This window comes from Sphingomonas sp. 320_CC, from assembly GCF_059691795.1.
Genome location: NZ_JCAWAE010000006.1, coordinates 53,123 through 79,849, shown reverse-complemented (window position 1 = coordinate 79,849; position 26,727 = coordinate 53,123). Strand labels below are relative to the sequence as shown.

The following is a 26,727-nucleotide window of genomic DNA, read 5'->3' as shown; positions in this document are numbered from 1 at the left end:
CCGTTTGCGTCCGCAAGTTCATAGGATGGCCGAAGGAAGGAGCGAGAATGGCGACGATCACGGAAGAGGCCCTTCAAGGCGAATGGTTCTACCTCGAGGAAGAGCAGCCACTCGATCTGAGTAGCCCGTCCTTCTATGTCCTGGCCGCCGGCCGCATCACGCCAAACGATCGGCCCGACGATATTGGGTCTTATCTGATCGAGGATGGCAAGGTGGTCATCCAGTTCCCGAGGTATGCTCGGGCTGCACTGACCATCGAACTGACGTGCGATGCGCCGACGTTTGGCGAAGGCACCGATCTGCTGACAGCCAACGCCTCTTACGAAATGGCCGCGGTCGACGAGCCGCTGCACTACTACGGAACCTTCGTTCGTCGCCGCGCCGACTACCGTTCGACGCCTGGCACATGGCGTCGGACCAGCTGAGATTCTCGGCGACTTACCTTGATACGGTCTCAAGGGTTGCGGCGCTAATTAGCCTCACGGTCCCCTCTGACGTCACCAGTTCGTTGGGCGAACCAAACGGACAGACTTCGATCGCCAGTCCTAGAAACGAGTCCAGCTTCCTCGGCCTGTACCCGAGGACCCGCTCCGTATCGTCAGCGAGCTGCTCCAAAGACCCTATGCGAAGTCGCCAGCTGATGACGTACTCGCCGCGTTGCGTCGCATGCACGAATGCCTCGCGCATGGTATCCCGTATCCCCATACGAATTGTAATAATGCGCAGCGATATTCATCGCAATATCCGACGCGTGCTCGGGCCTTACCTTCTATGACAATCGGGCTCTACGGGCTCATCGATCGCAGCATGTTGTTGCAAGCGCGCCAATCCGCATGCAGCGAGCAGCTTATCAGATAGTAGCGAAGCCGCCTCGACGTTGAGCGTCGCGGCGAGACCCGGAGCCTTGACAAGCACCCGCCCCTCGAAGGCCGTGATCTCAAACGCATCAGGTCGCAATCGGCCGGCCATTATGTTTCTCCCGCTGCCGGGCAACGGTCAGCGCGGCAAAACGGCCCTGTACTGAATGTACCCATTTAGGAAACGTCTGATTCCTCCTTGACGCAGGTCAATTTACTGGATCGTCCCCACCGTTTTTTTAGCGAGATGACCAGAACCCCTGTTGAGATCCGCGCGCATGCGGAGGCGTACCGAAAGTTACATACTCACCTGCAAGGGCCGATCCTGACGCAAGCGATCGAGGATGTCGCCATCGCACTAGACCGGCTGGCGGCCGGGATTGAGCAGCAGGACGAGGCAATACGGGACGTATCTAAGCTCGCTCTGAGCTTCGGCCACTGATCGCGTTCTATCAGGTTGGGGAAGAGCCGATGACCCAAAGTGGTAAGACGTAGCAATCGGAGGTCCCGTCACATGTAGATCGTCCGCGTCAAATCAGGTTGTTGACGCAAGGACGCCGCAAAGCAGTTTCATCCAGCCCGGTCCTCCGGCAGGAGAAAACCAGATGCGTAGACTGCTGTTCGTTGCGGCTCGCTGTGGTTGCTTCCGCGCGCCGTCGATAGCCACCCAATGCACGGACGCCAGGGATCATTGACTTATCGTGTCTAAATCCGAGCAAACTCATCTTTGAGTATCCGGGCTTCCAGGAGAATCATTTCAGTCTTCTGCATTCCAATGCCGGACAAAGTCAGTTCGTCGTCGACATCGCCGGCGCCGTCGCCAACGATCAGCCCTTGAGCCGTCATGTGTTTGAGCCACCTTGATATTACCAAGGGCGACACACCGCGGCGTTCCGCTACCATCCGCCCAGTAACTGCCTCGCCGTTTGCGTCAGCAACAAACACTTCAAGTAGCAATTCCCAGGCGGACTCGCCAAAGATGTCTGCCGTGAGCACCCTCGCACGGAACTGCCTAAATCGCAGGATCGAAGCAGCCAGCTGGGCAGCTTGATCGTTCCCCGTCATATCTCGCCTCCCCTGTAGTCAGCGATATCAGACGATATGCAAACTCAAGGCAAGCTTCAAACAGTCGTATGTCGTTGCCGGATGCGATCCTGAGCTTGAAGTAGCCAAGCAGCTAACACAAAATCACTCTTGGCATCAGCACATGCCACCATTTCGTCAAGCTGTTCGATGAGAACGTGCGGACACTCATGGCTCTGATCCCGATCCATCGCGGTCGTTACTCTGGAGGGCCGCGCCCAGTGCGCTGTAGCCCAACAACGGTGGCTTCGATCATACGAAACTGCGTGACGCAAGCGTCAATCAACTAATCCAAGTTATACCTATAGCCATTACGATTTCCCTCAGCATGATCTGGAACGCCCTGCCTTGCGAGCGAGCCAGCGCTCACCCGATCCGTTCGCCAATAGTCTGCGAGAACGCGACCTCGACGGCGCCGGCGACCATCGCAGCTAAAATGTGGTTGAGTTCGTGGCCCGTCATCCACGCAACTTTCACGCTAGTGCAAAGGCGCCATCGTTAGCAACAAATGTTGCTTATGTAAGAAAGAACGGTGGTAAATGCCACTTAGCCGAAAGATACAAAACGAGTGCGGAAAAATACTTGGAGCCCGGTTCAAGATGCTGAATTGGCACGCCGATATATGGCTGGCGAGTCCGTCGACAGCATCGCAGCGTCCTTCAGCCGTTCGGTACCCGGAGTTACTACCCGCGCAAACACGCTGGGGTTACGTCGCCGGAAGCTTAAGGCTGATCCATCCAATGAAGGGAACGCGGTTTGGGTGATCGGCACCGCCGCTACGCTCGGCAATCCCAGAAGTCGACCATCCTTTTGCACAAGATATTCTTGATCAGCTAAAATGATCATCGGACGCATTGTGCTGCCGAGGGGCTCTCGTCAATGACGATGTTCTCCCGATCTTGACGTTGGCTTTACCCCGATTGAAGCTGATCGGCACTTCAGCCGTCTCATCCGGCATGGGACGATCACGTTACTTAACGCCTCACCATTGTGAACGTTCGTACCATCGATGGTGTGACGATGAAGCTATAGTTTTCTCGCGCTAAATGCATGTAACAAGGCTAGCTCTCCCTTTCGGGGAAGCTAGCCCCGTGGATTATTCGGCTGCGGCTTCTTCGGTCTTGCGTTTACGCGAAGCCGGAGCAGGCTTGGCATCCGCCCTAGCTGCATTGGTCTGGCCAGGCTTGCGGCCCAGGCCAATGCTCTTGGCCATCGTGCGACGTGCCTCTGAATAGGCAGGAGCGACCATAGGGTAATCAGCCCTCAGGCCATAACGCTCGCGATACTCCACAGGCGTCATACCATTAGTCGAAAGGTGACGGCGCAGCGTCTTGTACGGCTTGCCATCGATCATGCTGATGATGTGATCGGGGCTAGCAAGCGACTTACGAGCCGTCACCGCCGGGGTATACTCCTGAGCAGGTACTTGGGGCTCAGCAGTTGTTGCGTTTCCGCCGACCAGCGCCGAAACAGTTTCGTACATTTTGTTCAGGAAGGCGGGGACGTCGTCAGCATTGGTGCGCGTGTTGGGATTGGCTAACCAGGCGATTGTCAATTCCGTGGCGAGTTCGACCGGGTTCAGATCGAGGGTAGTGTCAGACATAACAGGGCTCCATTTCTAAACGCGCATTTAGGTATCTGATTGGTCTCTGACAATCCCAGATTTGCAAGAGACCAATCTATTTGTGGTGCATAAGTGGATGCATGAATATGTTTTTTATAAAGGTCATCTGAGACGTTGGACAAATGTCCACCTTCGCTGGTGCCGCCACTGGCGCCCAATTGAACCTTATCGGATATGCCGCGGACTCCTAATCGAAGCTCTCAATCTAAAGCCCCTAGGCTCGACATTCTCTGACAAGAGTAGCGACTAGCGCAGCTGCTGGCATGGTCCTCACAAGTGGCGCACCTTGCCCTGCCCATTGCGCGCCGAACCCGCTTTCTCCGGTCGCCTTTGCAGCCGCGTTGAGCGCCTTGCCGGCGTCATAGGTCATCGGATACCCAGGTGAGCCGAGCCCAGCCTGCTCCCCCCATTCGGTGAAGCGGTTCCGCAGACAGCGGCAGGCCTTCCCGATATGGCGTGTGTCATCACCGTATGTTCCGCACCCGGTCCGGTTAGGGCATCGCGATAGGCTAGATCCGCGCTACTTTCGGGGCAGGCAATGAACGCCGTGCCGAGTTGTGCTGCCACAGCTCCGAGATCGAGTGCGGCCCTGATCCCACTTCCATCCATAATCCCACCCGCCGCAATCACTGGCACGCCGGAACGTGCAACCAGTAAGCGGGTGAGTGCTATCGTGCCCAGACGGTTATCCGGCAAGTCAGGGTCGAACATACCTCGATGGCCACCTGCCTCCCATCCTTGGGCAACTACGGCGTCAATTCCGGCGTCTTTCACCGCCTGGGCCTCACTGAGGTTCGTCGCCGTCGCCAGCAGGATGCATCCGACCGATTTCAGTGCGATAATCGCTTCTTTGCTCGGCACGCCGAAATGGAAACTGACCACCGGAGGCGCGAGATCGATAAGCATGGCGAGCATCTCGTCATCCCCAATCAGGCTTTTGTAAATCGGCCGCAGTGCCGTGGGAGGCTGAGCGCCGAAACTGCAAAATGTCGGGGCAAGCGCCTCTAGCCAGGCGGCTTCCCGCGCAGCATTGTCCTGAGCGGGCGCGTGAACGAATAGATTGACGTTGAAGGGCCGTTGAGAGCGCGCACGCACACCTTCGATCATCGCACGTGCGCCGCACGCGTCTGTTGCTCCCACTCCGATTGATCCCAACGCACCGGCATTGGAGACGGCTGCCGCCAACTCGGGGGTGGACACTCTCGCCATCGGTGCCTGCACAATCGGCTGGGTGATCCCAATTTCTTGTAGCAGCGTCATAGAAAAGCAGTGCGCCTCAGGGCAATGGCGCGCAACGGATAACGGTCGCGAGTGTCGCAACCGAATGAGAATGTTGAAAGAGGCCTGACGCCTTGCCTTGGTCGTCCCATTGGGATCGAATTGCGGGAATGACCGGGTTGGGGAGGAAAGCGGTCAGGCCGCTTTTGGTGCCTCGCTCCGGACTGCGTCCGATATCGTATAAGCGAATACAACGACTTTTGCCGATCTTGAAGTAATGCGGAATCCTCAAATTTCGTTCAGGAACGACTGGCAATTGTTTGCGACGGCAGTGCGACGCGGTAGTCTGGACCTACATTGTTATCGGTAAGGAAACGGGCGACGACTTGAATTACGGTCTGGTTCGTGATGCTGTCGAACGTCGTGTTGAACTCATGACCTGAGTAAGGGAACATCACCAGGCGGGCCTCGCTACCTTTAACGGCTAACCGCCGCGCGAAGTCTTCGATTGCCGTCGCCGGTAACAGCGGATCGTTGGCACCGGCTAGGAGCAAGGTGGGGGGGTTCGTCGATCCAATGTAGCGGCGCACGTCCACCGCAGCATAACGTTTGGGATAGCGCTGTGGCGACCCTCCGAGATAATTCGACATGTACGAGCGCTGCAGATCTCTCAGCTCCCCTGGATGCTGCCAGGATCCTAGCGCATCAATGAGTGGAGCCTTGGCTACAACGGCTGCCACACGAGGCACACGCGGCCCGCAACTCGCATCCTGGACGCCGTTATCGGCTGAATAGGCTGCGGCAATTGCAAGGCTTCCACCTGCGGAAGCGCCACTGAGAGTTAGTCTGGAAATATCTACGTTGAGTTCGGCGGCGTGGGCAGCTGTCCAGGCCAGAGCGCACCGTACATCGTGCGTCGCGAGATCCCAGGTTGGGCGATCAGGACGTGCTAGGCGGTAATCAATACTGATTACCGTCCAGCCAGCGTTGGCGTAACTGCGCCGGTTCGCTGCACCCATCTTGCGCGTGCCCTCAACGAAGCCACCACCATGAACGAACATTATGACGGGGCTTAACCGGTGTGTCAGTGTCTGACGAGGACGATAGATATCGAGCCAGAGTGGTTCGCCGCCCGGTGCAGAATAAACTCGGCTCTCGTCGGGGGCTGCATTCTCGCTGGTCTTACGCGTCGAAAGCGTATCGACCAGGTTGATATGTGCCCCATTGCTGTGAGCTATGTAGAGGAAATGGGCGAGCACCCCACTGGCCAGCAACGCTGTAAGCAACGCAGTTGCGATTAGACCCTGTGCAGCAGGGGTCGCCCGGCGGATATGCGCGATAAAACCGGCGGCAAGCGACGCCAGCGAGAACAAAAGAAACCAGGGTGCTCGGTTGGGAACAACGTCGATCGCGTAGATCCGAACCCAAGGTATGACCGGCACGATCGCGGACATCAGCAAGATAAGACAGGGTAAAATCAGTAACCAGGCACAGGTTAGGGCGCCCGTACGGAGCAATTGCCAGATCGTCGTCATTGAACGGGCTCCTGCAATGGAGTGACAAAGGGTGATGCGGCCGTGATCGGCATCGGCTCTGAACGTGGTGAAAGCCCGAATATCCGTCCGGCGCGTGGCAGGCTGCTTAATAAGGCGCGTGCACCCATGAGTGTCAGCATCGAGAACATCAGCATTGGCAAACCATGAACGCCGCAGGCTGCCCACAGACCAAACGCCATCGGATGCCACAAGTAGAAGAATAGACTGTCACGTCCGACAGCGGCGAGCGGAGGGACCGAAAGCGACCACCTTCGGACGTAGGGCAGCAGACAGATCAGCGGCATGCACGAGGTCAGTTCGGCCGCCACTTCGGCGGTAAGACTCGGCGTCTGATATAATGTGCACCACCACGCAAAGCTGATCAACGCGAGCACCAATGCGGCACGTTCTTTCCAAGGGTCGGGTTTGCGACAAGCAACCCACAAACCGTAAAAGAAGTAGATTGGGTAAATGAAGAAGCGCCTATCTGGCATCCAGGGCGGCATCTGCGCAACCGAGTGCCCTACACCGAACAGATACATGGCCGAGATGCTGATCGGTATGGCGATGCCTAACATAACCAGCGGCGGGCGACGGACAACGGTGGCGGCGACAATGAACGTCATCATGACTGGTACGAACCAGAGATGGAACGGTGGCTGGACGAAGATCGAAAAGGGCGTGAGAATGTCGAGCTGTTCGGTGGCCGTCAGGTACACGATGCACGCTACTAACCAGGGTAGAATGAGGCGGCGCTGATATTTGCGCATCAGATGCAAAAGAGGCATCGCCCGCGCACGTTCTATATTGAATAGATAGCCGGTAAGGCCGATGAAAAGGGGCATGCGAAGCCCTGCACCGACCCAGGTCAGGAAACTGTGACGTTGCGTCAGTTCGGAAAAATGGCCGAGCACGACGGCCAGGACAAGCAATCCTCTGAACAGGTCTATCCCGGAATTGCGTCTCTTTGTCGTAACGTCACCGATCATAGCATGCCGCACCCCGTTGCATCCCGCCCTAGCGGGATGATTGTCAGCGCACGGTTAATGCTCCTGCATTCAGCTCGTTTATTCGACTCTTGGAGCGAGGGCGACGCCTTCGAAGTTAGTCAGTCCTAATGACGTCGCGGATCTTGGGAGTGATTGTGCTCACTTTTGGGGGCCTGCCTGTCCCCACCTGATAACGCTGTTGTCAATCCAGGCGCCGTTGCAGTTTGGGAAGCAATTGGACGGGCCTGCCGCTCGGTTAAGTCCGCTACCAGAACGCCCGTTCACGCCCAATCTGACTTTCTCGCCGGGGATCGAATTTCGGGAATGTCCGAGTCGGGAAGGATAGCGGCCTGACCGCTTTCGAGGAAGTCGATACGATGGCCGACAATCCACTGCTCCTTTCTTTCTCAAACGCTCGAGTTATGAACTATTGAGTAGTTCTACCAGAATTTAAAAACGAGATAACCTCAGCCTTATATTGAGATATCTGGATATCGCTAGTTGGAGGTTTTCTCAATAGTATTAACACATACTTTTTTTCACCATAAACCTGTATCTACAGGCGTAGTAACCCACGTCCGTGCAAAGAACCTTATATTCTCCATACACTCTGGGTTTGCCGTGCCCGTAACCGGTAGGGAGAACTGACATTATAATCCGGCTCTTTGTTTACCTGCAGCCAGGAATCTAATATAAGGTCAAAGCTTTTAAATTGTATTCGAAGGAATCTGTTGCTGCCCGCATAGTGGCTCACGACACGGGATGCGCTCGTTTTTAGCTTAAATCCGTCAACTTCTGTGTTGATGAAATTTGATCGCTCTTTCACTGAGCAAGAAGCGATTACGAAAGCGGTAAGGATACCAGCATCCTGTTGTGGAACATGAGCTTGGCTCCGTCAAAGAGGTCATCGCGTCGGTATGATGCTTCGCTTAACGAGCGTCGACAATTACGAAGCACAAAATCCCGATCGAGCGGCTATCTATGGGCAAAAACGGAATGTCCGGAATGGCAGAGTTAACAGACATGCCGAGGCCTACTGGTCCTCTAACGGGCGACCTTCGGGCGGCAGTCGACCGCCGAAATCGGGAAAGCGCGACCTAAAATCAGAGACCATTTTATTCAGAACGGCATAAAGTTCCCAGTATTGATCGTCCAGAACGCCGGCGAGGTCCATTTCGTCGAGCAGATAATATAGTCCCCATAAAGCTTCTGCCTGCGCCTCTGCGCGGTCTATAAGTCGTTCCATTTCGTCACGTTCGCCCACCATCAGACATCCTCCCCCAGCCAATCGCTCCCTTACGAGCTAATACCTAATGTCAGTTAGTGGGCGCTTTCTGCCGACCTCGCCCTTCTCGAAAAGGAACCGACAGCGAGAAGGCGCGGCATTCTCGGAATCGATAGCAAACTGAAATAGTGCTCGTTACTGGGTCCCTTTCGGTGGAAGCTTGAACTTGACCCGCTGAACACAGCCTCGACGGCCTGAATCGCTTTCTACTACCCGCGCATTGGAAAGCGCATTGCGGGCGGTATCGCCGAACGCCTCGTCCGGTTCAGAACCTAGAACCCTTACGTTGCCTACCGCTCCCCATGGCGCCGTATCATAGCCAATTACGGCCGCCCCTTCGATCCCGCGGCGCCAGAACGCTCTGGGGTAGGCGCTTCCGTCGAGAAGACCCGGGATCGACTTGGGATCCACAATACAACCGGGCTGGTCTCCAGTATCAAGAGGCGTGTCTGGCACCGGTACGGGTGCCGCCAGGTTGGCGCGTCCGTTATAGTAAAAGTGATAGGTGCATCCGTGGAAACCCGCTCCCGGCTCATAGCGGTTGGCGAGCAAAGCTTCTCGGCCGGCGCGCTCGATCCCTGTATCGCCGGACGTACCCAATGTCTGGACGTTGCCAGGCTTACCCGCGGCGTTCACGTCGAATGCCAGAAACACCCAAGACGGTCGGCGCGCCGGTTGCGACAGTTTTTCGAAGGCCGGCAGGTTAAGACGCCGGTACTGGCCTGGCTCGCGGGGGCAATTTGAACCTGCAGGGCGAACTCGTTCAAACAGGGCAGGCGCGAACCCTGTGGAATCCGGACGGCTCGCCAGCTCGTACAAATCCGGCATCGACGCCTTCTCGATCGGCGTGACCGATGCTTTGAAGGACACGCTGCACTTCGCCTGCGGCATTCCGGTTGGAAAGCTCGACGCCGCCAGCGCAGGGGCAAGATCGCTCGTGTCGACATACCAACCCGGCGATTCCGCCATATCACGGCGGATCGTGCGGGCACGCCCCTGCGCATCGATCACGAAGAAGAACCGATATGTGGGTGAGGGGCGTTCGGTAACAGCGGGACCGTAACGCGTCGCAACCGCCGTGAAGGGCCGAACGATACTATCGGCTAATATCGGCTGCCCTGAACAGGTAAGATCGCTTGCGGTGAACGACACGATCTCCGTCCGCTGTGTGGCGAACGGTAACGGGGGGGCAGGGACACTGAGCAGCGCGAGCATCGCAACAGGCATGGCGTGATCTCCAAATTTACGACATCGGTTATCCCGCTGGCGGCAACGTGCCTAGCGATTTCACCAATGAATAATCCTCGGCGAGCACAGATCATAACCGGCCTGAATTTCCACTTTCTCAAAACACGTTCTCATTATATATTCTCATTGAAAGCCAACATTGTTGGGCGTTCCTGTCGAACATCGGGTCTGCGAGCGCTACCGTGAATCTGTATCCGAATAATGCGCAGGGCCTGATGGGCTGGGAGCGAAGACGCGCTAGCTCGACGTGCGATCGTCGGCGTCAGTTGAGGTGGAGGCGATCCGGGAGCGCTGGGCCGAGCAGGTCAACGTTGCGCTCGAACTAGCGCAGGTGCCGAGCGGGTCGATCATCGTAGCTACGCCTGTCAGGGCGTTGAAATGGAGCCTGCGGTCAAGATGGGCCATGCTTCAGCCGCAATCGAGCGGCGCGCGTATACCGAGCAGATCGCGGCGGGCGAGGAACCGCACGCCGTCACCACGCGCGGGCAGATGAACGAGGCGATCGAGGAGAAGCGCGGGCTGGAAGCATATCTCGAGCGCGGTCGGGAGTGGCTGCAGGAGATGGGCCAGCGGCTGCGCGACCAAGGCCGAGCTGGCGGCGCATGACATGGCGAGCCTAACGATGCGGGCGGGGTTGCAGACCAGTGCCGGCGACGGGTTTGATGCCCTGCCGGCACCCGACCAGTCACCCCGGCAGCAGCAGATGCGGCCCTCGATCATGGCCAGGACGAGCGCGATCGGCAGCCGCAACGCCAGCGCCAGCGCGGGCATTACCCGGATGGACCGGATATTGGCTTCGAACGATGACATCGGCTACGGCGGCATCACCGCCGAGGACGTCCAGGACCTGATGGTCGCCACGGTCGAGCATCGCTACGGACAGGTGAACCGCGTACCCGAACCCATCGAGTGGCTTACCGATCAAGGCAGCTGCTACACCGCTCGCAGCACGCGCGCCTTCGCCCCGGGGCATTGGACTGATCCCGCGCACGACCCCAGTCAGCAGTCCTCAATCAAACGGCATGGCGGAGGCGTTCGTTCGCACCCTCAAGCGCGATTATGTTCGCGTGAACCCCAGGCCAGATGCGCAGAATTATAACGAGGTGCATCCACACCGCTCTTTGCGCTATCGATCACCCCGCGAGTTCATCGCGCAAACCTGCGAGGCTCTGTCAGGTCTTTAGGGGGCAACAACAGCGCACTAAATCGTTCGGTGGTTTCTCGGGCTCGCCGTCGAACCTTGCTCGATTACACTTTAAAGGTTCACCCGACCGACAAGCGCGCCGATCGCGATTACGGAGCCAATGATCGCCCAGCCTTCCCAGGCTCGGGGGGACCAGCCAATCCCTACGACTTTTGGCTGAGACCATTCGCGCAGATGATTCATGAGGGCTCCCATACTGCCGAGAATGGTCGGTGCTGCCTTCCGCCTCGTCACCCCAAGCAATACATTTCAGGAACGGAGGGCGCCAGTATGCCCGCGAACATCATGAAGGTAGACGACCAGGCCAAGATCGACCTCTTTCAGGAAATCATGCCGATCGTCATGCAGTACCTAGCGGCGAACTCACCCGACAAGGCACTGATTGCAGATGACATCATCGACTTCTTCGCGCTTTCGATTGCGTCGGTCGTCCAAAATGATACGAACCTGACGACTTCGCAGCTACAGCGCAAAGGCGTCGAGGCGGCAGGCAAACACATCGCGCACTGGGTCCGGCTGCTGCTGCTTGATCACAAGCAATGGGGCGCATCGCTGTGGCGATGACGATGGGTGCAGTCGCGATAGACGAAACGCGGCAGTAGCGCTTCTGTGGAACGTGAAACGGCCTCGCCTGTTAGCCTATCGAGGAGACAGATGGTGAGCGATCCAATCAAGCCGACGACCACGACGAAACAGCCGAACCTATCGACAGAGCACCAGAATGAGGGCGATGCCCGGCGCCCGAGCGATACGCTCAACAAGGGCACCCCCAGCACTGAAGGGCAGAATGCGCCGAAGCGGAAGTCGTCGTTAACGTAGCCAACTCGTACCATCCCGATAGGATGAATTGAGCTGAGCGTAGATGCCAATCATTTGATCGGTGCGCTTGATGTTCGTTGCCTAACAAAGGTGCGGCTTGGCGTTTGGGCGAAGCATCCCTCTTTTAAGACGAGCGCCACTTGCAAGCGTCCGAAGCTCGTATCATCGCGATCTTACATCTCGAGCACTCAGGTCGCCAATCCACGGCGTCGTGCCAGACCATTTCTTTTTCGGCGGATAAGCAAGAAGCCAACATAATATCCTCACCGCCTTGGCCACCCTGATATTCAGTCCTGCCGGTACGTAAGCTTCTTTTGCCGCTTGTCCTTCGACAGCCACATCATTGCCCACCAAATTCCCGCTTCTCGTTTGTGACGCTGACGACGGCGTTCGGACCGTTGTCGGCGTTCGCGAGATTTGAGGATTGACCGTGTGCCGAGCGACATCGCTACCGCTGCCGGAACGATCGTCAGTAACTCAAACATGTAACGCTCCAAGCCGGCAGACGCGTCTTCGCCTATAAGCTCCGCATCGCGTTCGGCGAGGGTTGCTTCCTTACATCTGTCCCAAATAAGGATTGTGCCATTAGCCGCGACAGCCACCGACAATGCATCAGCGAGGCAATGCGGGCACGCGAACGGCCGAACTGAAGCGCTGGCCAAGCTGGCTATCACGCGAGTTCGTCTGGATGGGGTCACATATCGTGCCACGCGGATGATTGAGCACCCGCTGCAGCCCTGGCCTGTTGATATGTGGGGGGAGTGGCCCCGGTTATGTCGATCAACACGCCCTTACCGTGCGCGAACCGAACACGTTGCCCTCATCGAGCGCGAAAAAGAGCCACCCAGCGCTACAAAACACCGGATGGGCTCAGTTCCATCACCCTGACGATGGGTACCGGTGACAGCTCAAAGCTACGTTGGCTTGGGTGATGGTCGCCGGCGGTATTCGATGGCTACGCGTCCGACCGGCGTGCGCATTTGATAGCGTGCGAGCCCAGCAATGACATACATCTACATTTGTTCGCTATCGAACGAACTATCAAATCTTCGGATAGCGGCTCGCCCTGACAGAGAAGAGAGGGCGAGCCGGCCGAGCCACTGCCAAGCAAGCTCGGCGAGCATCACGCAGCGACAGAGCAAAGTTCCCAGCCTGCAATAAGCTGTCCCTGGCGAACTTTCAGAACAAGCCGGCCGCCTGGGTTCGGGTAGCTCGGCTATCTGAAAACATTGGGGACATAGGGAGATGCAAACCTAGAACGAAAGCCTACGACGTTGACGTCGACGTCGGCGACCTTAACCACGCGCTCTGTGAACGAATTAACCAGACTTTACTTGGCTGTACGGTGCGCGGGCTCGAAAGGTTGCCGCAGCCGTCGTCGAAAAAAATCCCATCCGGCGCTACTAGAACCGGATGGGTTCAGTTTCCATCATCCCGACAATGGAGATCAGTAACATCTCAAGGCTGCGTTTGGTTTGGGCGATGGTCGCCGACAGCGAAACGGGGGGCCGTGCTGTCGGCGTGCACTATCTATCGCCCGGATAGCGGCAGCCTTGTTTACCCAGATTTATACCAATTGCCGTTGCGAAACAGGTCGCCTGCGAAACCTAACGGCCCGCCTCAAACGTCCGGGAGGTCGCGAGGCGAGCCGGCCAGTCACTTTCCGGGCACCTGGCTGCACACAAACGCCGAAGCGGCCGTGAGGTTCACTGATAACGACCTGCCTCAAACGCCGTGCGCAACGTGAGCGGGCGGCCAAGGCCGGAGGACGACCCTAGCGAGCCGATTATGGGAGCGCTTGAAGCGCCTCGCAAGTGACGAGCAGTGGCCAGCCTATCCGGAAAACTGCTGAGAAAAACGGATAGGCTGACCACCTAGATAGCTCGTCTTACGAGCCTCGCAGTGGATTCGCTGTTAGCACAACCACACCGCGGACCGTTAGGTACGTAATCCTGTCCAGTTGAGATGCATGCGATGGGAAAAATAGCATTAAAGCCGGCGACCGCCCTGCGCGTCCTGTGTAGCGGCTGGCATCCGAACACACTCTCGCGTCGAACCTTCTGCTGTTCGGGACGAAGACTGAGGTTAATAGCATCGAGGCGACGCTTGCGGCGTTCGCTATGCAGGCCTCGCCAGTGGTGTACGTGGCGTCGGTATCTTAACGTGGGTTCCGTGAAACCGCTAAACGCATCTAGGCGATCCCACAGGTCGAAGGCGGCCAAGGCAAAGCGCATGGCAAATCTTGAGGATGCTGGCAGATGGCTTAACTACCGCGAACGATTGCCACTCGTGACGGTCTGGAAAAGCGAGCTTCGAGATGACGGACCGGACAGCCAGAACGTGATCCACCATTATCGCATCGTGCGCCAACACCGTCTGTTGCACCCCTCGCCCTACTTGTACGCCACCGATTGTAAAAATGACAGCTGCTTTGGTATAAACCTACCGTCGTAGAAATGCGTTTCATTCGCCAGTTAGAACGCTTTTTCCGAGGCTATTTTGTGCATACCCTGATTGTCAGTGTTGTTATTATCTGGGGTGTGTCCCTTGCGATCTTCATTCTCGGGGTTGGCGCCTCCGTGCTAAGCCGAAGGGTCGCTATTTGGTTTATGGGAAACCACTGAAGGGGCTTGAACCCACTTTAGATCGTCCAAACTCTGGCAACCTGGCACCATTCTTTGACGTCGATAGGGTCGCCAAGGAATTTGCGCGTCACATCAATCGTGCAACCTGTTACGGTAGTACACCGATATGCAGCAAGGGGTACGACAACGACCCTTACAGTTGGCGCCATGTCGATTACCATAGACGGCGCGGCTTAATGGCTCCGCGTAGCCCTATTCCCAAGACTATCTACTCGAACTACGCTGGCCATCCGCAGCCAGCGCGTCAACCAGCGTTCAAATCACATGCGCTCTACCAACGAGCAGATACCGCGGCAGCACTTAGCTGCCGGTAGCAGCATTGGGGTTAGCCGGCTTGTCGTCGTCGTCGATCGGTCCGCTGTAATCGATATTCGACTGCCCACCATGGGTCATAAAACCGGTATTGCCGGGGTCACCTCTCACTTGGCCTTTGTCTTTAAAGGCACCACCGCCGCCCGCTCGTCCCGTCTCGCCGTTCCCCGCAAGGCGGGGCTTACCCTCGTCAGGAACCGCTTGCATCGGCTGCTTACCGCTATTGGTCATGGGATAATCTCCTCCCTTAGCGAACGGGCAGGCCCGCATTTTGATCCTCCACACTCTTTCAAGATGGGAGAACAAGCGTTCGACGCTTGATCAAACCCACTCGATGCCAGAATTATCCCCGTTCATCTTCTGCTGCCCGATCGCCATAATCCCGGCTTTGAAAAGCTGTTCGGCAAGCATCAGCGCCTCCGCGCCCGTCATGGACAACGGCACATGCCGCTCGCTGAGAAAGACGGTTCCCGCCAGGGCTTTGACCTTGATTCCAAGTGACCCGTGCTCGCTAGCCATGCGCGTTCTCCGATCAATCGACCAACGTGCGCGGGTCTTGTACGGTTCAAGCTTCGAATTTTATTGGCAAAAATTGACGGTGTGTCCATCTAGGCGTATCACTTAGTGGCATACCCGTTACCCTCTTTTTGCAAACCGCGCGCTCGCGACCGCCGAGAGTGCAACTTGACGCACGTCAATTTACTGGCGCGTCCCAACGTTTATTTTAGCCAAGATGACGAGATCACCCGCTGAAATTCGCGCGCAGGCCGAGACGTACCGAGAGTTGCACGCCTACCTGCGGGGGCCGATCCTGACGCAAGCCATCGAGGACGTGGCCATCGCATTGGACCGGCTGGCGGCCGCGGTTGAGTGGCAGGACGAGGCGGTACGGGACCCATCAAGACTGGCACTGAGCTTCAGGTGATCGCGTTTATCCTGGCGGGGAAGAGCGGACGATCCCAACGGGCAAAATGCGTCGGAGAGGAAGTTTCCCTTTGAAAATGTCCGCGTCGGACAGGCTGTTGACGCAACGACCACCGCGACGCAGTTTTATGCAGGCCGCTCATCGGGCAGCAGAAAGCCAGATGCGTAAACTACTGTTCGCTGCCGCCTCGCTGTCCTTGCTCGTGGGAGCGCCCTCGATCGCGGCGTCATGCAAGGACGCCAAAGGCCGCTTCACCAAGTGCCCCAAGGCGCCAGCCAAGACCGTGCGATGCAAAAGTGCGAATGGCAGGTTCGCGAAGTGTGGGACTGCCGGCGCTAGGCCGGTCTGAGGCAGATGGGCACGGGTACCGTTATGCGCGTTCATAGTCTGCTATGACGCTTGGCATCTGTGAATATATCCGCGATTCATGATAGTCTTGCGGGATTACACAGTCTTTTGACAATTCTGGTTACCAGGACTGCAAATTCTCGCAATAGAGTTTGCTTCGTAGTCAGCTTTTGATTTTGTATCACTGTTTTTTTACGGTGACGTAGTGCTATATAATTACGAATCTTGGCAAATGCGGAAACGATTTCGTCGAATGGCAGCTGGCAAGTAAAGCAGAATAGCCTTTTTCAGGAAGGCGGGCGGCAATAGCCCTCATTGCACAGTGCTGCCGCTTCCCCGAGAGGATAGATCTTCGTAAATGTACGGCCCGGGTGGGCTGCGGACCGCCACTCATCGCGGTTCATCCCAACTGGTACGCCTCTCCGCAAACCGTACACACCGGTATAGTATGAACCGCCGTTTGCATTCTGCGTTCCTGCTGAATGCTTCTAGCTTTATGAGTGCTTGAATACTCGTCGGGAATGACACCTGACGCAGGTTTTGCGCCCCGGGTATCAATTACTTGGCGTGAACACGTGACTGCCACCTAGGACACATCGCAACCATTCCAAAAACCGCATGAGAGAGCTCCATAGGAGGCGAAGCGAAACGCTGCCGAAATGAGGCAGTTATTGTTCAAGATATGCAAGATATTCACGGGCGACCTTGAAGGTCTTGAACTTTTCGGTCTCATCGGGGCCTGAGCTGGCTCGGCGACAAACTGCCTTTGCCGCACGCGCCCATCGCATAGGCGATAGTATTACTGGAGCACCCTTACGTCAGCACGACGAAGCGCCCGGAACCTTCGGAACTTTTCCCGGCAATACTAGGCCGTTAGGACGCCTCGTCGTCCAGTACCGATCCGTCACGGTCGCTGCCCGCTTCCGCCGCGGGTTACCAGCGCCTATGACCGCAGAATGGACCTAGCCGGTTTTGACCTGAACCTATTGAAGGCCTTCGATGCCCTCTACGCAGAGCGTCACGTCACACGCGCCGGTCAACGTATTGGTCTGAGCCAGTCAGCCATGAGTGGCGCGCTTACCCGCCTGCGCGAGGTGTTCGCGGACGAATTGTTTATACGATCGCCAACGGGGATGCAGCCCACGCCCCGGGCCGATGACCTTGCCAGCCCTATCTCTACTGCAATCCGGCTGATGCGCGGCGTCCTCCAGGATGATGGCTTTGATCCTGAGACAGCCGATCACATCGTCACGATCGCGATGACGGACTATGCTGCCTTCGTCCTCTTGCCACAGCTTCTCGCACGCCTTGCGATTGAAGCCCCCCGGCTCGATGTGCGGGTGCGCGGCATCTTCGGGAAGAACGAGGTTATCGATCTCCTCGACAGTGGTGAGGTAAACCTCGCGATCAGCGTACCCATCGATAGCGCCGCCCGGATCCTCATGCAGCCGCTGCTCAGCGAAAGCTTTGCGTGCATCGCGCGGCACGGCCACCCGGCTTTTGCAGAAGACGCCGGTATCGAGGCCTTCGCCGCGGCCTCCCATCTCCTTGTGTCACCCGAAGGCGATCGCGCGGGGCTGGTAGATCGCAAACTGGCTACTATCGGGCTCAAGCGCCGCGTCGTGCTGAGTCTGCCGCAGTTTCTCGTCGCGCCGTTCGTGGTCGCGAATACTGATCTCGTTGCCACGCTTGCCGCACGGGTGGCCAGGCGGTTCGCAGCAGGGAATGTCGGCATTGCCGTACATGAGCCACCTATCGCGCTCTCCGACTGGCCGCTGGCGATGATGTGGCATCGGCGGGTAGACGATCACCCGGCCACCATCTGGTTGCGCGACTGCATTGCCGAGATTGCGCGTTCGGTCTGACACCATCGCCGACGCCGATATCGCCGTATCAAATCTGACGATTTCACTTGCGCCTGCAGGTGGGCTCTACGTCTCGGCATCGAGGCAATGAGGTGCTGACATGCGGGTATTGGTGACGGGCGCGACGGGACTGATCGGTGGCGCGGTCGCACGCCGACTGGCAGCAGCGGGACATAGCGTCGTGGGGTTGGCGCGTTCAGCTGCAAGCGCGGCCAAGCTTACCGCATTGGAATATCAGGCAATCCAGGGCGACCTTACCGATGCGGCCGGCCTTGCCGACGCAGCACGGAGCGTCGATGCTGTCATTCACGCAGCGTCACCGAATGATCAGAATACGGCCGCCTATGACGAAGCCGCAACCCGCGCCATAATCGGCGCACTTCGCGGCACGTCCAAGCGCTTCATCTACACCAGTGGCTGCCTGGTGTATGGCGCGACCGGCGACATGCCTGCGACCGAGGACAGCCCGCTGCATCCGGTCGAGCTGGTACAGTTTCGTCAGGTGCTCGAGGCCGAGATCCTGGATACTGCGGCGGATGGCGTCCACCCGATCGTTATCAGGCCAGCCTGGGTCTATGGTGACCACGGTGGCACTGCGATGATGATGATGTACGCCTCCGCGACGGAATATGGCGCCGCGCGTTACGTCGGCGACGGGCAGAACCGCTGGACGTGCGTCCATGCCGACGATCTGGCTGACCTCTATTTGCTCGCCCTCGACAAGGCACCGGCGGGCTCAATCTTCAACGGCGCTCATGGGCCCGCCATCGCGCTAATCGAGATCGCGCGCGCCGCCAGCTATGGCGCAGGTGCTGAAGGCCGGGTGGCAGAATGGCCGCTCAAGGACGCACGGCAGGCGCTATGGAGCTTTGCAGACGCGATCGCATGCGATCAGCTCGTCTCGGGCGAACGTGCCAAACGTGAACTTGGTTGGCGCCCATCGCGACATTCGATCGTCGATGAACTGCGTTCCTATGCTCCAATGCCGGCCAGCTCTGAACGCCACCCCCTTTGATCCCACAAAACCTTGGGGAATGGTAGGATGCTGCACAATATCACTGTCGGGCTGCTCGTTGCCGCTTTCGTCGGCGCCGGCATGTTTAATGCGATTGGTACGCCGGCCGCGCAGGATGACTTCGCCAGATGGGGCTATCCGCGTTGGTGGTGCCGCATCACTGGGGGTCTTGAGATCGTGGCTGCAGCGCTCATCGCGCTTCCCACTACCCGAAGCGCCGGGATCGCGCTTGGTATCATGATCATCGTCGCTGCCCTCGTTACGGTTTTACGCCAGCGGGAGTTCTCGCATGTAGCGGCGCTCGGAGTTTTCACCGCCTTCCTCGTGATCGCAGCTACACCGTCCTGACCAATTAACCATAGCTAAAAGCAAAAGATGCGCAAGTTACGTATCAGGTCCAGTTACACCAAAGATCTATATCTATTGCGAACGATAGCACGCCAGAATTTAGGCGTTAGATTCCTGCAGATGGAGGTACCGTGGGTTGTACTCCCCAGCATCCATTAGGGCATACATATTGGGCACGCTTATAAACCGACCCAATTGCTTGATCAGTGTTTCGGTCTGCAGGGCTTTGAGCATACGATTGACATGAACGGCGGTCATTCCGGTCGCATCGCCAATTTGCTCTTGGCTTAGTCGTAACTCGTATTTCCCGTCGGCGGGATGCCCCTGCAAACTTATGCGGTCCAAATACTCGCACAAGAAATGTGCTAGTCTCGTTCGAGCGTTTCGACGTCCGAGGTTCAGCATCCATTCGCGCGCTGTCGAAGCTTCGGTAAAAGCGCTAATCAACAGCGAACGAGCCACTGCCGGTCGTTCAGCCGCCAAGGCTCTGATTGCTGACGCATCGACGAAAGACGCTACGCAATCCTCAACCGAGCGAATGTCGTAATCAGGAACACCAAGAAACGCGTTCTGAAAATTGAGCGCGTCACCGGGACCATGGAGCGAGACAATTTGGCGATCACCTGAGCCGGTCAGTTTTTGCCGGACTGCGAACCCGCGAGTGAGTACCGCGCAGGTAGAGGCGGACCGCCCCTCTCTTCCAATAAAGTCGCCCGAGGAGAAAGATCGTAAGGTCATGGGTATCGACGAAATCGCATGCCGATCCTCCAGGGAAAGTTCACCTTGAGCGCTCAGCAGACGGACTAGGGCTTCGTGGCTGTTTATCAAAAGTCAAAGAACCCGGATAGGAGGCTCCGGTCGAGACGCCGGTCGATCCTAATTTACATCAGTATAGGGACGACAAGCGAACTATTTTTGAGATACTCGCTTTGCAGCGGCAACCGGGGGGGGGGCATTGCTACGGAGCACGCTCTCTCGATGGCTGGACGGCTTATTAAAAACTCAAGCGTCGGCTCGAGGCGGGTAGGGGACGCCGTTGTCCGCAACCAATCGACAGCAGATTAAGCCAACGCGTTAGTTGTACGGGCCGTTAGACAGCTCGCGCGTGGCCCAAGTTCCACGACAGGGCTGCCTCCGCACTGACCGCGAGGACGGCCAAAAAGCGTAGCATACATCTTCGACTATCTTCCAAAAGTCTATATAACAGACACCTACGCCACGTTTCGCCGTGTCGACCCGTCTGCGTGTCTACATGCCGATACAAATCGTGCTTGCATGCTTTCCCGTCAAGACACCTTCAACGGTCTAGTTAGAGACACGTCACAACCGGCACTCTGTAGATCGCTACATATGCCGATGGCGGGTCCGGGCGACGTCGCGAGCGTATCGCCCACTGTGTCGGCTCTTTGCCGAGCTAGGCATGGGTCAGGCAACGAGTGATGCGTACGTGCTGCGTGATGCTGAACGCCCGTTCTGCATGCGCCCATCGCAAAAGCGTTGGCGACCACAATGTTCGATACAGTCTTCGCCCACACGGCGTTCGGCATCCTTCCAGCTTCTGCTCAGGCGGGTGTAGCCTCAGCTTTGGCGACAAACCGCTCGCCGACGCCCTTGGTCTGGCACCGCGACACGATACGTAAACTTCACTTTCGTGCAGCGTAGAAGGGTGCACCTGCCGAGGCGCAGAGGGGGCTGGTATGAAAACGCGACCGCTAAAAGAAACGGGAAGCCCAGAGGTCGGTACGCCGCAAGCGTCCGTCGGTCCGGCGTCCAGCCAGGCAACCGCCTCGACGATAGCGCACAAGTATCGGCACGCACTGTAGAACGGCACCGGCGCTACCCTGACGTTCCTCGAACTGCAGTTGCTCGCGCGTCTTGGCGCTCTGGATCTCGTAACCCGTGCAGAAAATGCGGAGCTTATGAACTGGCAAGAGATACTAGCCGGTTCGTCGTCTGGGCCCCCTAGCCCGACCACCGCCATGGTCGGAAGCCCCCCAGCATCTGCCAGCGTACCGCAATCAGGCGACAGACGATCGAGCCTATATAAAAGCGCTCGGCCTTGCGACCTAAAGACCGCGATCCACGCGCTCGTAGGGGCCAAACGTGCCATAAGGCTCCCAAGGCAGAAAGCGCGCCCAGATCCTACCTGAACACTCGAACGCAAGTGCCAAAGTCGCTAGGGTATTAATGAGGAAAGGAATGGGTGGTGGGCGATGACGGGCTCGAACCGCCGACATTCTCGGTGTAAACGAGACGCTCTACCAACTGAGCTAATCGCCCCCTCTCGGGTGAATCTCCGATGCCAAACCCCGGCGGCGCGGGCAAGCTAAAAGGGTTTGGCGGTCACACAATTCGCAATGATGCGCGATCACGTGATTGAACGTGCCGCTCCCTGACATTCGGCACGGCTAAGGTGTTTTCCATAAACCTGCGAGTGCCCGCTAAACCAAGGTGCTCGACGTCGACTTTCTAACATGTCGAATAGTCGACATGTTGGCTATATGCCCCGGACGCCGAACGGCGGCTTTAGGAACAGATAGGCGATAAGCTGCCATTACCGTCCGGTGTTGAAACCGGAGCCATCTGGCGATGCGGATTTATCCGGCTGTCGTGCTGCACTCGCTAGTCTCAGGACTCATTAGTCATAGCCAGAAGATGACGGTGGCGGCGAGGTAGACGGCGGTCAGGAAGACGGTTGGGCATCGGTCGTAGGGGGTGGCGACGCGGCGCCAGTCCTTCAGACGGCCGAACATGATCTCGATCCGGCTGCGGCCCCGGTAGCGGCGCTTATCGTATTTGATGGGTTTGCTGCGGGATCTCCGCCCCGGAATGCACGCTTTGATGCCCTTCTCCTGAAGGGCGTCCCTGAACCAGTCGGCGTCGTAGCCGCGGTCGCCGAGCGGCCACTGCGCCTTTGGCAGCTCATCCAGCAGGGCGGCCGCGCCGGTGTAGTCGCTGACCTGGCCGGCAGTCATGAAGAAGCTCAAGGGGCGACCGTTGGCGTCGCTGACCGCGTGCAGCTTCGTGTTAATGCCGCCTTGGGTGCGACCTATGAGGCGGCCAAGACCCCCTTTTTAACCCGCAGGCTCGATGCCGTGCGGTGCGCCTTCAGGTAAGTCGCGTCGATCATGACCGTCTTCGGCTCGGCGCTCGCGGCGGCCAGCCCCTCCATCATCTGGAGGAAGATGCCCTTCTCACCCCACCGTTTCCAGCGGTTGTAGAGCGTTTTGTGCGGGCCGTAATCCCTTGGCGCATCGCACCACCGCAATCCGTTGCGATTGACGAAGATGATGCCGCTGAGCACCCGCTGGTCATCGACCCGCGGCTTGCCGTGGCTCTTGGGAAAGAATGGTCGCAGGCGCGCCATCTGCTCCTCGGTTAGCCAGTACAGGTTGCTCATTCCCAGTCTCCTCGCGGAGCCTAAATCAGATTGCGACGCTCACATCAATGGGTCCTGAGGCTAATGACCTCCTGAAGATTGACGGCCGAGATCGCGGCACGTCCGACGTGCGGTGTGACCTTGTCAGCGCCAGGCTCATTCCGAACCAACGCCAGCAACGCCGATGCATCCATTACAACAGACGTCACGCCGTATTTTCCAACGGGTTCGAATGGGAAGGCTCGCCTGCCTCCGCGACGGCCTCTGTCTTACGGTCAGACAAAAAGTCATCGACTGTTCGAGGCTGCTTGGCATGCTCTCGATAAAGCGCCTGTGCTCGAGAAACCGCGTGACCAATCGGCGACAAGCGGACCTAATCGTCCTCGACCGTCAAAATGACCCTCGCATCTCCGTGGATACCCATCGCTTTGCGAACCGACGCCGGAAGAACCATCCGACCGTTACTGGCTACTTTAACGTCTATGGAGTGAGTAGCCATTGCGGCGCTCCTTATTCATATTCATAAGAAGCATATGCCACCGCAAGAGCGATGACAGCAACCGTTTGGGCCGGGCGTTCTCGTCGTCAAGCGCCCGTAGACGCTTCGCGTCGGACACCTCCAGACCGCCGAACTTGGCCTTCCAGGCGTAATAGGTGGCGCTAGACATCCCGTGCCGACGACACAGATCGGTCACCACCGCACCTGCCTCGGCTTCCTTCAGGATGCCGATGATCTGCTCTTCAGAAAACTGCTTCCGCTTCATCTGTCCGTCCCTTTCCGGGGTCGGACTCTAGTTCCAACTGGAGGAAAAAACGGGGGTCACGTCAAGCAGACCGCGCGAGGAGAAGAAATACTCGCCTTTCGGATTGGCCTTTAAATATCCGCGCAGGACAGTTTCGGCGTCTTTGAGCAGCGCCGGGGAGATTTTCATCGCCTCCTTGGGCGATCCATATTCCTCATAATAATCGACTTGTGCGCGGTTCGGCTGAGCATGTAGCGCGCTGTTCCGCGCAGCCACGGATCGCGGGCAGTCCCCAGCGCGCTGAACCGAGCGGTCGCGGCGTCAAAATCGCCGCCGTAGAAGGCCGCCGCGCCTTCGAGATAGGCGGCGAAGGCCTTGCCGGCCTCGGATTTGATCCCCGCCATCGCGCCGAGCGTGCCACCCTGCGCGCAGTCGGGCTGAAAGCCACGCCGGGCGGCGATCAGTGCAACGCGTTCCGACTCGGGCACCTTGGCATTGGTACGCAGGGCGGCTTCGAAATCGGCGGTGCCGGCCGCGTTGCTTCGGCAGCGCGACCCTTCGCCATCGAAAAAAGGCTGTCCTGCTGTTCGGAAGGCGGCGCGAGCGACGCGGCGTCCAGGAAGATCGAAGGCTTGGCGGGCCCCCGTGCGCGCGCCGCGCCGGGCAGATCCGCCATCAGCAGGATCAGATTGGTCCGGCTGTCGTTGCGGGGCCCGATCATCGCGGTGTCGACGCACCCGCTGTACACCGCGAAGCGGAGTTTCCGGCTGGCGCTGCAGACGACATCGCTGCTGGCCTTCGCCGGCATTGACCAGAGCACGCTCGCGCAAAGCAACAAGAACAGCGCTATCCTGATCATCGAACCGATCTCGCAATGGTGTGTGCTAAGAACGTATCGATTCCAGCAGGGATTGGCGTCCACGGTGTTCAGGTCGCAGGATCGACCGGTCGCGTTCAGCATGCCACGCCCCAGATACCGCGCATGCTCGTTGCCACGCCGGTCCGATCGATCGTCAGCACGGCGCCTCTGCTGCTACTGTCCGATGCGAGGTTCGAGGTGGCTCTGCCGGACGATCGGATGTGCAGCCGATAGCCTGAACAGGAGACGTTGCCCCGCCCGGTCTCCAGATCCTCGGTGGCGACCGTCGTAAAGCGGCAGGAATGCAGCCCATACCGATCACGGAGGAGAAGTTCGGTGCCGACCAGTTGCAGATAGTCGTGCCTGCCGAGGGTGAACGTCGATGTGCACCCGGTCTCCTGCGTAGACCGTTCGTCCTGATCGCTCAGCGGGAGAAGGGGCGCAAGCGCCTGAGCACGGGGTTCTGCGTGGATGCGCACGGGCGTCCAGGCAGCCGCGGCGACGACGGCGGTGAACATCACCACGCGGAACAACGGCATCGTGTTTCTCCCCTGCTACGCCCAGCGCGTATAACTTGAGCGTTTTCGCGCAACAGGTGCAGTTGGTGAACCCTGTGGTTGCAGTGACGTTGAAAAGCTACTGCATACAATGTCGCCCGCCGCCGAGCAGACCATTAGCCGGCGCGGGCCGGCCCTGATTGCCGCCCATCTGTCATGCGTATTTGCGGTCGCCGGTGGCGTGGAGATGCCTTAATGCGAGGCTTCACGCCCATCCCATGGTTTGGTCTTACCGTGCATCGATTCCATGCTCTAGCCGCTGCGTTCTGCGCTCTGATGCTGCCAGCAAGCGCTTCGGCTGCGCCGGAGACGGTGTTTGAAGGCGTGGCCGGTACCGCTCGCATCGTCGTCGCGATGACGGCGGACAAGGGCGAGGTCGATGGTCACTATTTTTACCAGAGGTCGCGGCTCGACATCGATCTTTCCGGCACGGCTACGGGCACAACGCTGATTCTGGAGTCGCGAACGACCGGCGACCACCTGCTCCTGAAGCGAACTGGACCGAACCTTAACGGCACGCTGACGACTGCGAAGGCCAGACGCCTTGCCGTAAGCCTGCACCCAGCAGCCGTTCCGGCCGCGCTTCCGGCCGACCTGCCGACCGAACTCAGCGTTTATGAACGTTGGCGTCTTGCTGGTCTTCACCTCAGACCGCAGCAGGCCGAGACGATCAACGGCAAGACGATCCGGTGGTATCGAGAACCGCTTTCCGGCATCCGCTTGTTCCGGATCGAAGGCGGCTATTCCACGGCTGCCGTGGTCGCGGTCAACCACGCGCTTGCCCGCAATCAATGGCAGAACGTCTCCGCCTGGTTCGCGTGCACCGAATCGGACGGACAGCCCGGCACCGATGTTGCGGAGGCGGACAAGCCCTGGCTCGGGGTGAACCATATGAGTTATCTCTGGACGAGTACCTGGAGCTGCGCGGGTACCGCACACCCGGACTTCGGCACCGAGGGCCATAGCTATAACATGGCTACCGGCGGGGAATTAATACTGGACGCGGTGCTCTCCTTCGGATCGGAATCGGTTCCGGCCGAAGATAGCGACGCGTGGTACAAATATCGCAGCAACCGCTTCGCGCCGGGCGTTGTCGCGTTGCTGAAGCGCTTTCATCTCGAAGAGATGGAGCCGCCGAGCAAAGGAGACGACGACGCATGCGACTATTCTGATCCCGAAGTCTGGGATTTCCCGGCATGGGCGCTTTCCGAAAAGGGCCTTTGGCTCGGTGCATATTTCCCGAGAGCGCAGCGCCCGTGCGACGCGCCATATTGGGCGGTCATCCCGTGGTCATCGCTGCGTCTCCCACGCGCTACTCTACCATAGGCCTATCCCGCAGTTGAGCGACGCAAAGCTCTGGGACCGGCGCGGGCGCGTTGCAAAGCCCGACCCCTTCGGGCAGCGGATCGGCGCTCAGATATCTGAGACTGGAGGCCTATGATGTTAGCGATCTTTGCTTTGGCGTTAGGCGCTGCAGCAGTGCCGGGTGCCAGCAATTGCTCCGGGTCGTCCACGCAACAAATCGACGCTTGCCTGGCAGGTCGTTTTGACGAGGCCGATGCCGAGCTGAACCGCTATTATCAGGCCGCGATCAAGCGCCTTCGGGAAGAGCGTGAAATCGCATCGGAGCAAATGCTTGTTCGCGCTGAGAGGTCATGGCTGGTCTATCGAACATCCGAATGCGGCGCCGTCTATGAAAACTGGATCGGTGGCAGCATTCGAGGGAGCATGGCACTGAATTGCCAGATACGGCTTACCCGCATGCGGACATACACCATCTGGCTCCACTGGCTGACATACATCGACAGCACGCCGCCGATACTGCCGCGGCCTAACATCGAAAGTGTTCTCTCACCGGCTTAGGAAACT

Annotated in this window: 27 protein-coding genes, 1 tRNA gene and 3 pseudogenes; 12 read left to right on the top strand and 19 right to left on the bottom strand. The window is 58.2% G+C overall.

Annotation, left to right across the window (positions count from 1 at the left end; genetic code table 11):
• The first annotated feature begins 47 nt into the window (after window positions 1–47).
• Complete coding sequence (locus tag AC59GX_RS19750; RefSeq protein WP_497302413.1) at window positions 48–425, top strand: hypothetical protein; 378 nt, start codon at window positions 48–50, stop codon at window positions 423–425.
• Between the two features lie 631 nt (window positions 426–1,056).
• A complete protein-coding gene (locus AC59GX_RS19745; protein ID WP_497302412.1) occupies window positions 1,057–1,299 on the top strand; it encodes a hypothetical protein in 243 nt (80 codons plus the stop codon).
• A 263-nt stretch (window positions 1,300–1,562) separates the two neighbouring features.
• Here AC59GX_RS19745 and AC59GX_RS19740 read toward each other — a convergent pair whose 3' ends face one another.
• From AC59GX_RS19740 to AC59GX_RS19710, 7 genes and pseudogenes are all read right to left on the bottom strand, one after another.
• Complete coding sequence (locus AC59GX_RS19740; protein WP_497302410.1) at window positions 1,563–1,922, bottom strand: hypothetical protein; 360 nt, start codon at window positions 1,920–1,922, stop codon at window positions 1,563–1,565.
• A 1,114-nt stretch (window positions 1,923–3,036) separates the two neighbouring features.
• Window positions 3,037–3,543: a Ros/MucR family transcriptional regulator gene (locus AC59GX_RS19735; protein ID WP_497302409.1), complete on the bottom strand. Its 507-nt coding sequence runs from the start codon at window positions 3,541–3,543 to the stop codon at window positions 3,037–3,039.
• A 235-nt stretch (window positions 3,544–3,778) separates the two neighbouring features.
• A pseudogene (locus AC59GX_RS19730) lies at window positions 3,779–4,824 on the bottom strand (NAD(P)H-dependent flavin oxidoreductase).
• A gap of 257 nt (window positions 4,825–5,081) precedes the next feature.
• Window positions 5,082–6,317 carry an alpha/beta hydrolase gene (locus AC59GX_RS19725; RefSeq protein ID WP_497302407.1) on the bottom strand — a complete coding sequence of 412 codons (1,236 nt, stop codon included), beginning with the start codon at window positions 6,315–6,317 and terminating at the stop codon, window positions 5,082–5,084.
• On the bottom strand, window positions 6,314–7,306 hold the full coding sequence (locus tag AC59GX_RS19720; RefSeq protein WP_497302406.1) for an acyltransferase family protein: 993 nt from the start codon (window positions 7,304–7,306) through the stop codon (window positions 6,314–6,316). The genes AC59GX_RS19725 and AC59GX_RS19720 overlap by 4 nt, the downstream gene beginning before the upstream one ends.
• A 1,033-nt stretch (window positions 7,307–8,339) precedes the next feature.
• The gene (locus tag AC59GX_RS19715) at window positions 8,340–8,573 is read right to left on the bottom strand and encodes a hypothetical protein (RefSeq protein WP_497302405.1); all 234 of its coding nucleotides are present in this window, start codon (window positions 8,571–8,573) and stop codon (window positions 8,340–8,342) included.
• Window positions 8,574–8,726: 153 nt separating this feature from the next.
• Window positions 8,727–9,806, bottom strand: coding sequence for a TonB family protein (locus AC59GX_RS19710; RefSeq protein WP_497302403.1), 1,080 nt, complete (start codon window positions 9,804–9,806; stop codon window positions 8,727–8,729).
• A gap of 411 nt (window positions 9,807–10,217) precedes the next feature.
• On the opposite strand from AC59GX_RS19710, the gene AC59GX_RS19705 reads away from it, so the two are divergent.
• The 4 genes and pseudogenes from AC59GX_RS19705 (at window position 10,218) to AC59GX_RS19690 (ending at window position 11,862) form a co-directional block, all read left to right on the top strand.
• Window positions 10,218–10,445, top strand: a complete 228-nt coding sequence (locus AC59GX_RS19705; RefSeq protein WP_497302402.1) for a hypothetical protein — start codon at window positions 10,218–10,220, stop codon at window positions 10,443–10,445.
• A gap of 214 nt (window positions 10,446–10,659) precedes the next feature.
• A pseudogene (locus tag AC59GX_RS19700) lies at window positions 10,660–11,023 on the top strand (transposase family protein); the annotation flags it as partial.
• Between the two features lie 290 nt (window positions 11,024–11,313).
• The gene (locus AC59GX_RS19695; protein ID WP_497302401.1) at window positions 11,314–11,607 is read left to right on the top strand and encodes a hypothetical protein; all 294 of its coding nucleotides are present in this window, start codon (window positions 11,314–11,316) and stop codon (window positions 11,605–11,607) included.
• 93 nt (window positions 11,608–11,700) lie between these two features.
• Entirely contained in the window at window positions 11,701–11,862 is a 162-nt protein-coding gene (locus AC59GX_RS19690; RefSeq protein ID WP_497302400.1) for a hypothetical protein, read from the top strand.
• Window positions 11,863–12,149: 287 nt separating this feature from the next.
• Here AC59GX_RS19690 and AC59GX_RS19685 read toward each other — a convergent pair whose 3' ends face one another.
• From AC59GX_RS19685 to AC59GX_RS19675, 3 genes are all read right to left on the bottom strand, one after another.
• Entirely contained in the window at window positions 12,150–12,347 is a 198-nt protein-coding gene (locus tag AC59GX_RS19685) for a hypothetical protein (protein ID WP_497302399.1), read from the bottom strand.
• 2,460 nt (window positions 12,348–14,807) lie between these two features.
• A complete protein-coding gene (locus AC59GX_RS19680) occupies window positions 14,808–15,050 on the bottom strand; it encodes a hypothetical protein (protein WP_497302398.1) in 243 nt (80 codons plus the stop codon).
• A 90-nt stretch (window positions 15,051–15,140) separates the two neighbouring features.
• On the bottom strand, window positions 15,141–15,338 hold the full coding sequence (locus tag AC59GX_RS19675) for a hypothetical protein (protein WP_497302397.1): 198 nt from the start codon (window positions 15,336–15,338) through the stop codon (window positions 15,141–15,143).
• Window positions 15,339–15,552: 214 nt separating this feature from the next.
• Between AC59GX_RS19675 and AC59GX_RS19670 the strand changes: the two genes are divergently transcribed.
• From AC59GX_RS19670 to AC59GX_RS19655, 4 genes are all read left to right on the top strand, one after another.
• Complete coding sequence (locus tag AC59GX_RS19670) at window positions 15,553–15,744, top strand: hypothetical protein (protein WP_497302396.1); 192 nt, start codon at window positions 15,553–15,555, stop codon at window positions 15,742–15,744.
• A gap of 1,304 nt (window positions 15,745–17,048) precedes the next feature.
• Complete coding sequence (locus tag AC59GX_RS19665) at window positions 17,049–17,957, top strand: LysR family transcriptional regulator (protein WP_497302395.1); 909 nt, start codon at window positions 17,049–17,051, stop codon at window positions 17,955–17,957.
• 100 nt (window positions 17,958–18,057) lie between these two features.
• Entirely contained in the window at window positions 18,058–18,972 is a 915-nt protein-coding gene (locus tag AC59GX_RS19660) for an SDR family NAD(P)-dependent oxidoreductase (RefSeq protein ID WP_497302394.1), read from the top strand.
• Between the two features lie 27 nt (window positions 18,973–18,999).
• Window positions 19,000–19,320, top strand: a complete 321-nt coding sequence (locus tag AC59GX_RS19655) for a DoxX family protein (protein ID WP_497302393.1) — start codon at window positions 19,000–19,002, stop codon at window positions 19,318–19,320.
• Window positions 19,321–19,419: 99 nt separating this feature from the next.
• Here AC59GX_RS19655 and AC59GX_RS19650 read toward each other — a convergent pair whose 3' ends face one another.
• The 9 genes and pseudogenes from AC59GX_RS19650 to AC59GX_RS19610 form a co-directional block, all read right to left on the bottom strand.
• Window positions 19,420–20,058 carry a Crp/Fnr family transcriptional regulator gene (locus AC59GX_RS19650; protein WP_497302392.1) on the bottom strand — a complete coding sequence of 213 codons (639 nt, stop codon included), beginning with the start codon at window positions 20,056–20,058 and terminating at the stop codon, window positions 19,420–19,422.
• A gap of 1,466 nt (window positions 20,059–21,524) precedes the next feature.
• Window positions 21,525–21,600: transfer RNA gene (locus AC59GX_RS19645), tRNA-Val, on the bottom strand.
• Window positions 21,601–21,962: 362 nt separating this feature from the next.
• Window positions 21,963–22,720, bottom strand: a protein-coding gene (locus AC59GX_RS19640; protein ID WP_497302391.1) for an IS5 family transposase whose coding sequence is annotated in 2 segments (ribosomal slippage) — window positions 21,963–22,396 and window positions 22,396–22,720 — 759 coding nt in all. Because the reading frame shifts where the segments join, the coding sequence is not laid out codon by codon here.
• Window positions 22,721–23,072: 352 nt separating this feature from the next.
• Window positions 23,073–23,153 (bottom strand): AbrB/MazE/SpoVT family DNA-binding domain-containing protein, encoded by an 81-nt coding sequence (locus AC59GX_RS19635; RefSeq protein WP_497302434.1) that lies wholly within the window; start codon window positions 23,151–23,153, stop codon window positions 23,073–23,075.
• Between the two features lie 97 nt (window positions 23,154–23,250).
• Window positions 23,251–23,463: pseudogene (locus tag AC59GX_RS19630) on the bottom strand (transposase); the annotation flags it as partial.
• Window positions 23,464–23,490: 27 nt separating this feature from the next.
• The gene (locus AC59GX_RS19625) at window positions 23,491–23,631 is read right to left on the bottom strand and encodes a hypothetical protein (protein ID WP_497302390.1); all 141 of its coding nucleotides are present in this window, start codon (window positions 23,629–23,631) and stop codon (window positions 23,491–23,493) included.
• A complete protein-coding gene (locus tag AC59GX_RS19620) occupies window positions 23,628–23,930 on the bottom strand; it encodes a hypothetical protein (RefSeq protein WP_497302388.1) in 303 nt (100 codons plus the stop codon). The genes AC59GX_RS19625 and AC59GX_RS19620 overlap by 4 nt, the downstream gene beginning before the upstream one ends.
• Entirely contained in the window at window positions 23,903–24,403 is a 501-nt protein-coding gene (locus AC59GX_RS19615; RefSeq protein ID WP_497302387.1) for a hypothetical protein, read from the bottom strand. Before AC59GX_RS19615 ends, AC59GX_RS19620 begins: the two co-directional genes overlap by 28 nt.
• Window positions 24,397–24,840 (bottom strand): hypothetical protein, encoded by a 444-nt coding sequence (locus tag AC59GX_RS19610; protein WP_497302386.1) that lies wholly within the window; start codon window positions 24,838–24,840, stop codon window positions 24,397–24,399. The genes AC59GX_RS19615 and AC59GX_RS19610 overlap by 7 nt, the downstream gene beginning before the upstream one ends.
• A 294-nt stretch (window positions 24,841–25,134) precedes the next feature.
• Here AC59GX_RS19610 and AC59GX_RS19605 point away from each other — a divergent pair, with 294 nt between their 5' ends.
• Window positions 25,135–26,184 carry a hypothetical protein gene (locus AC59GX_RS19605; protein ID WP_497302385.1) on the top strand — a complete coding sequence of 350 codons (1,050 nt, stop codon included), beginning with the start codon at window positions 25,135–25,137 and terminating at the stop codon, window positions 26,182–26,184.
• 114 nt (window positions 26,185–26,298) lie between these two features.
• Window positions 26,299–26,721: a lysozyme inhibitor LprI family protein gene (locus AC59GX_RS19600; RefSeq protein ID WP_497302384.1), complete on the top strand. Its 423-nt coding sequence runs from the start codon at window positions 26,299–26,301 to the stop codon at window positions 26,719–26,721.
• Window positions 26,722–26,727 lie beyond the last annotated feature (6 nt).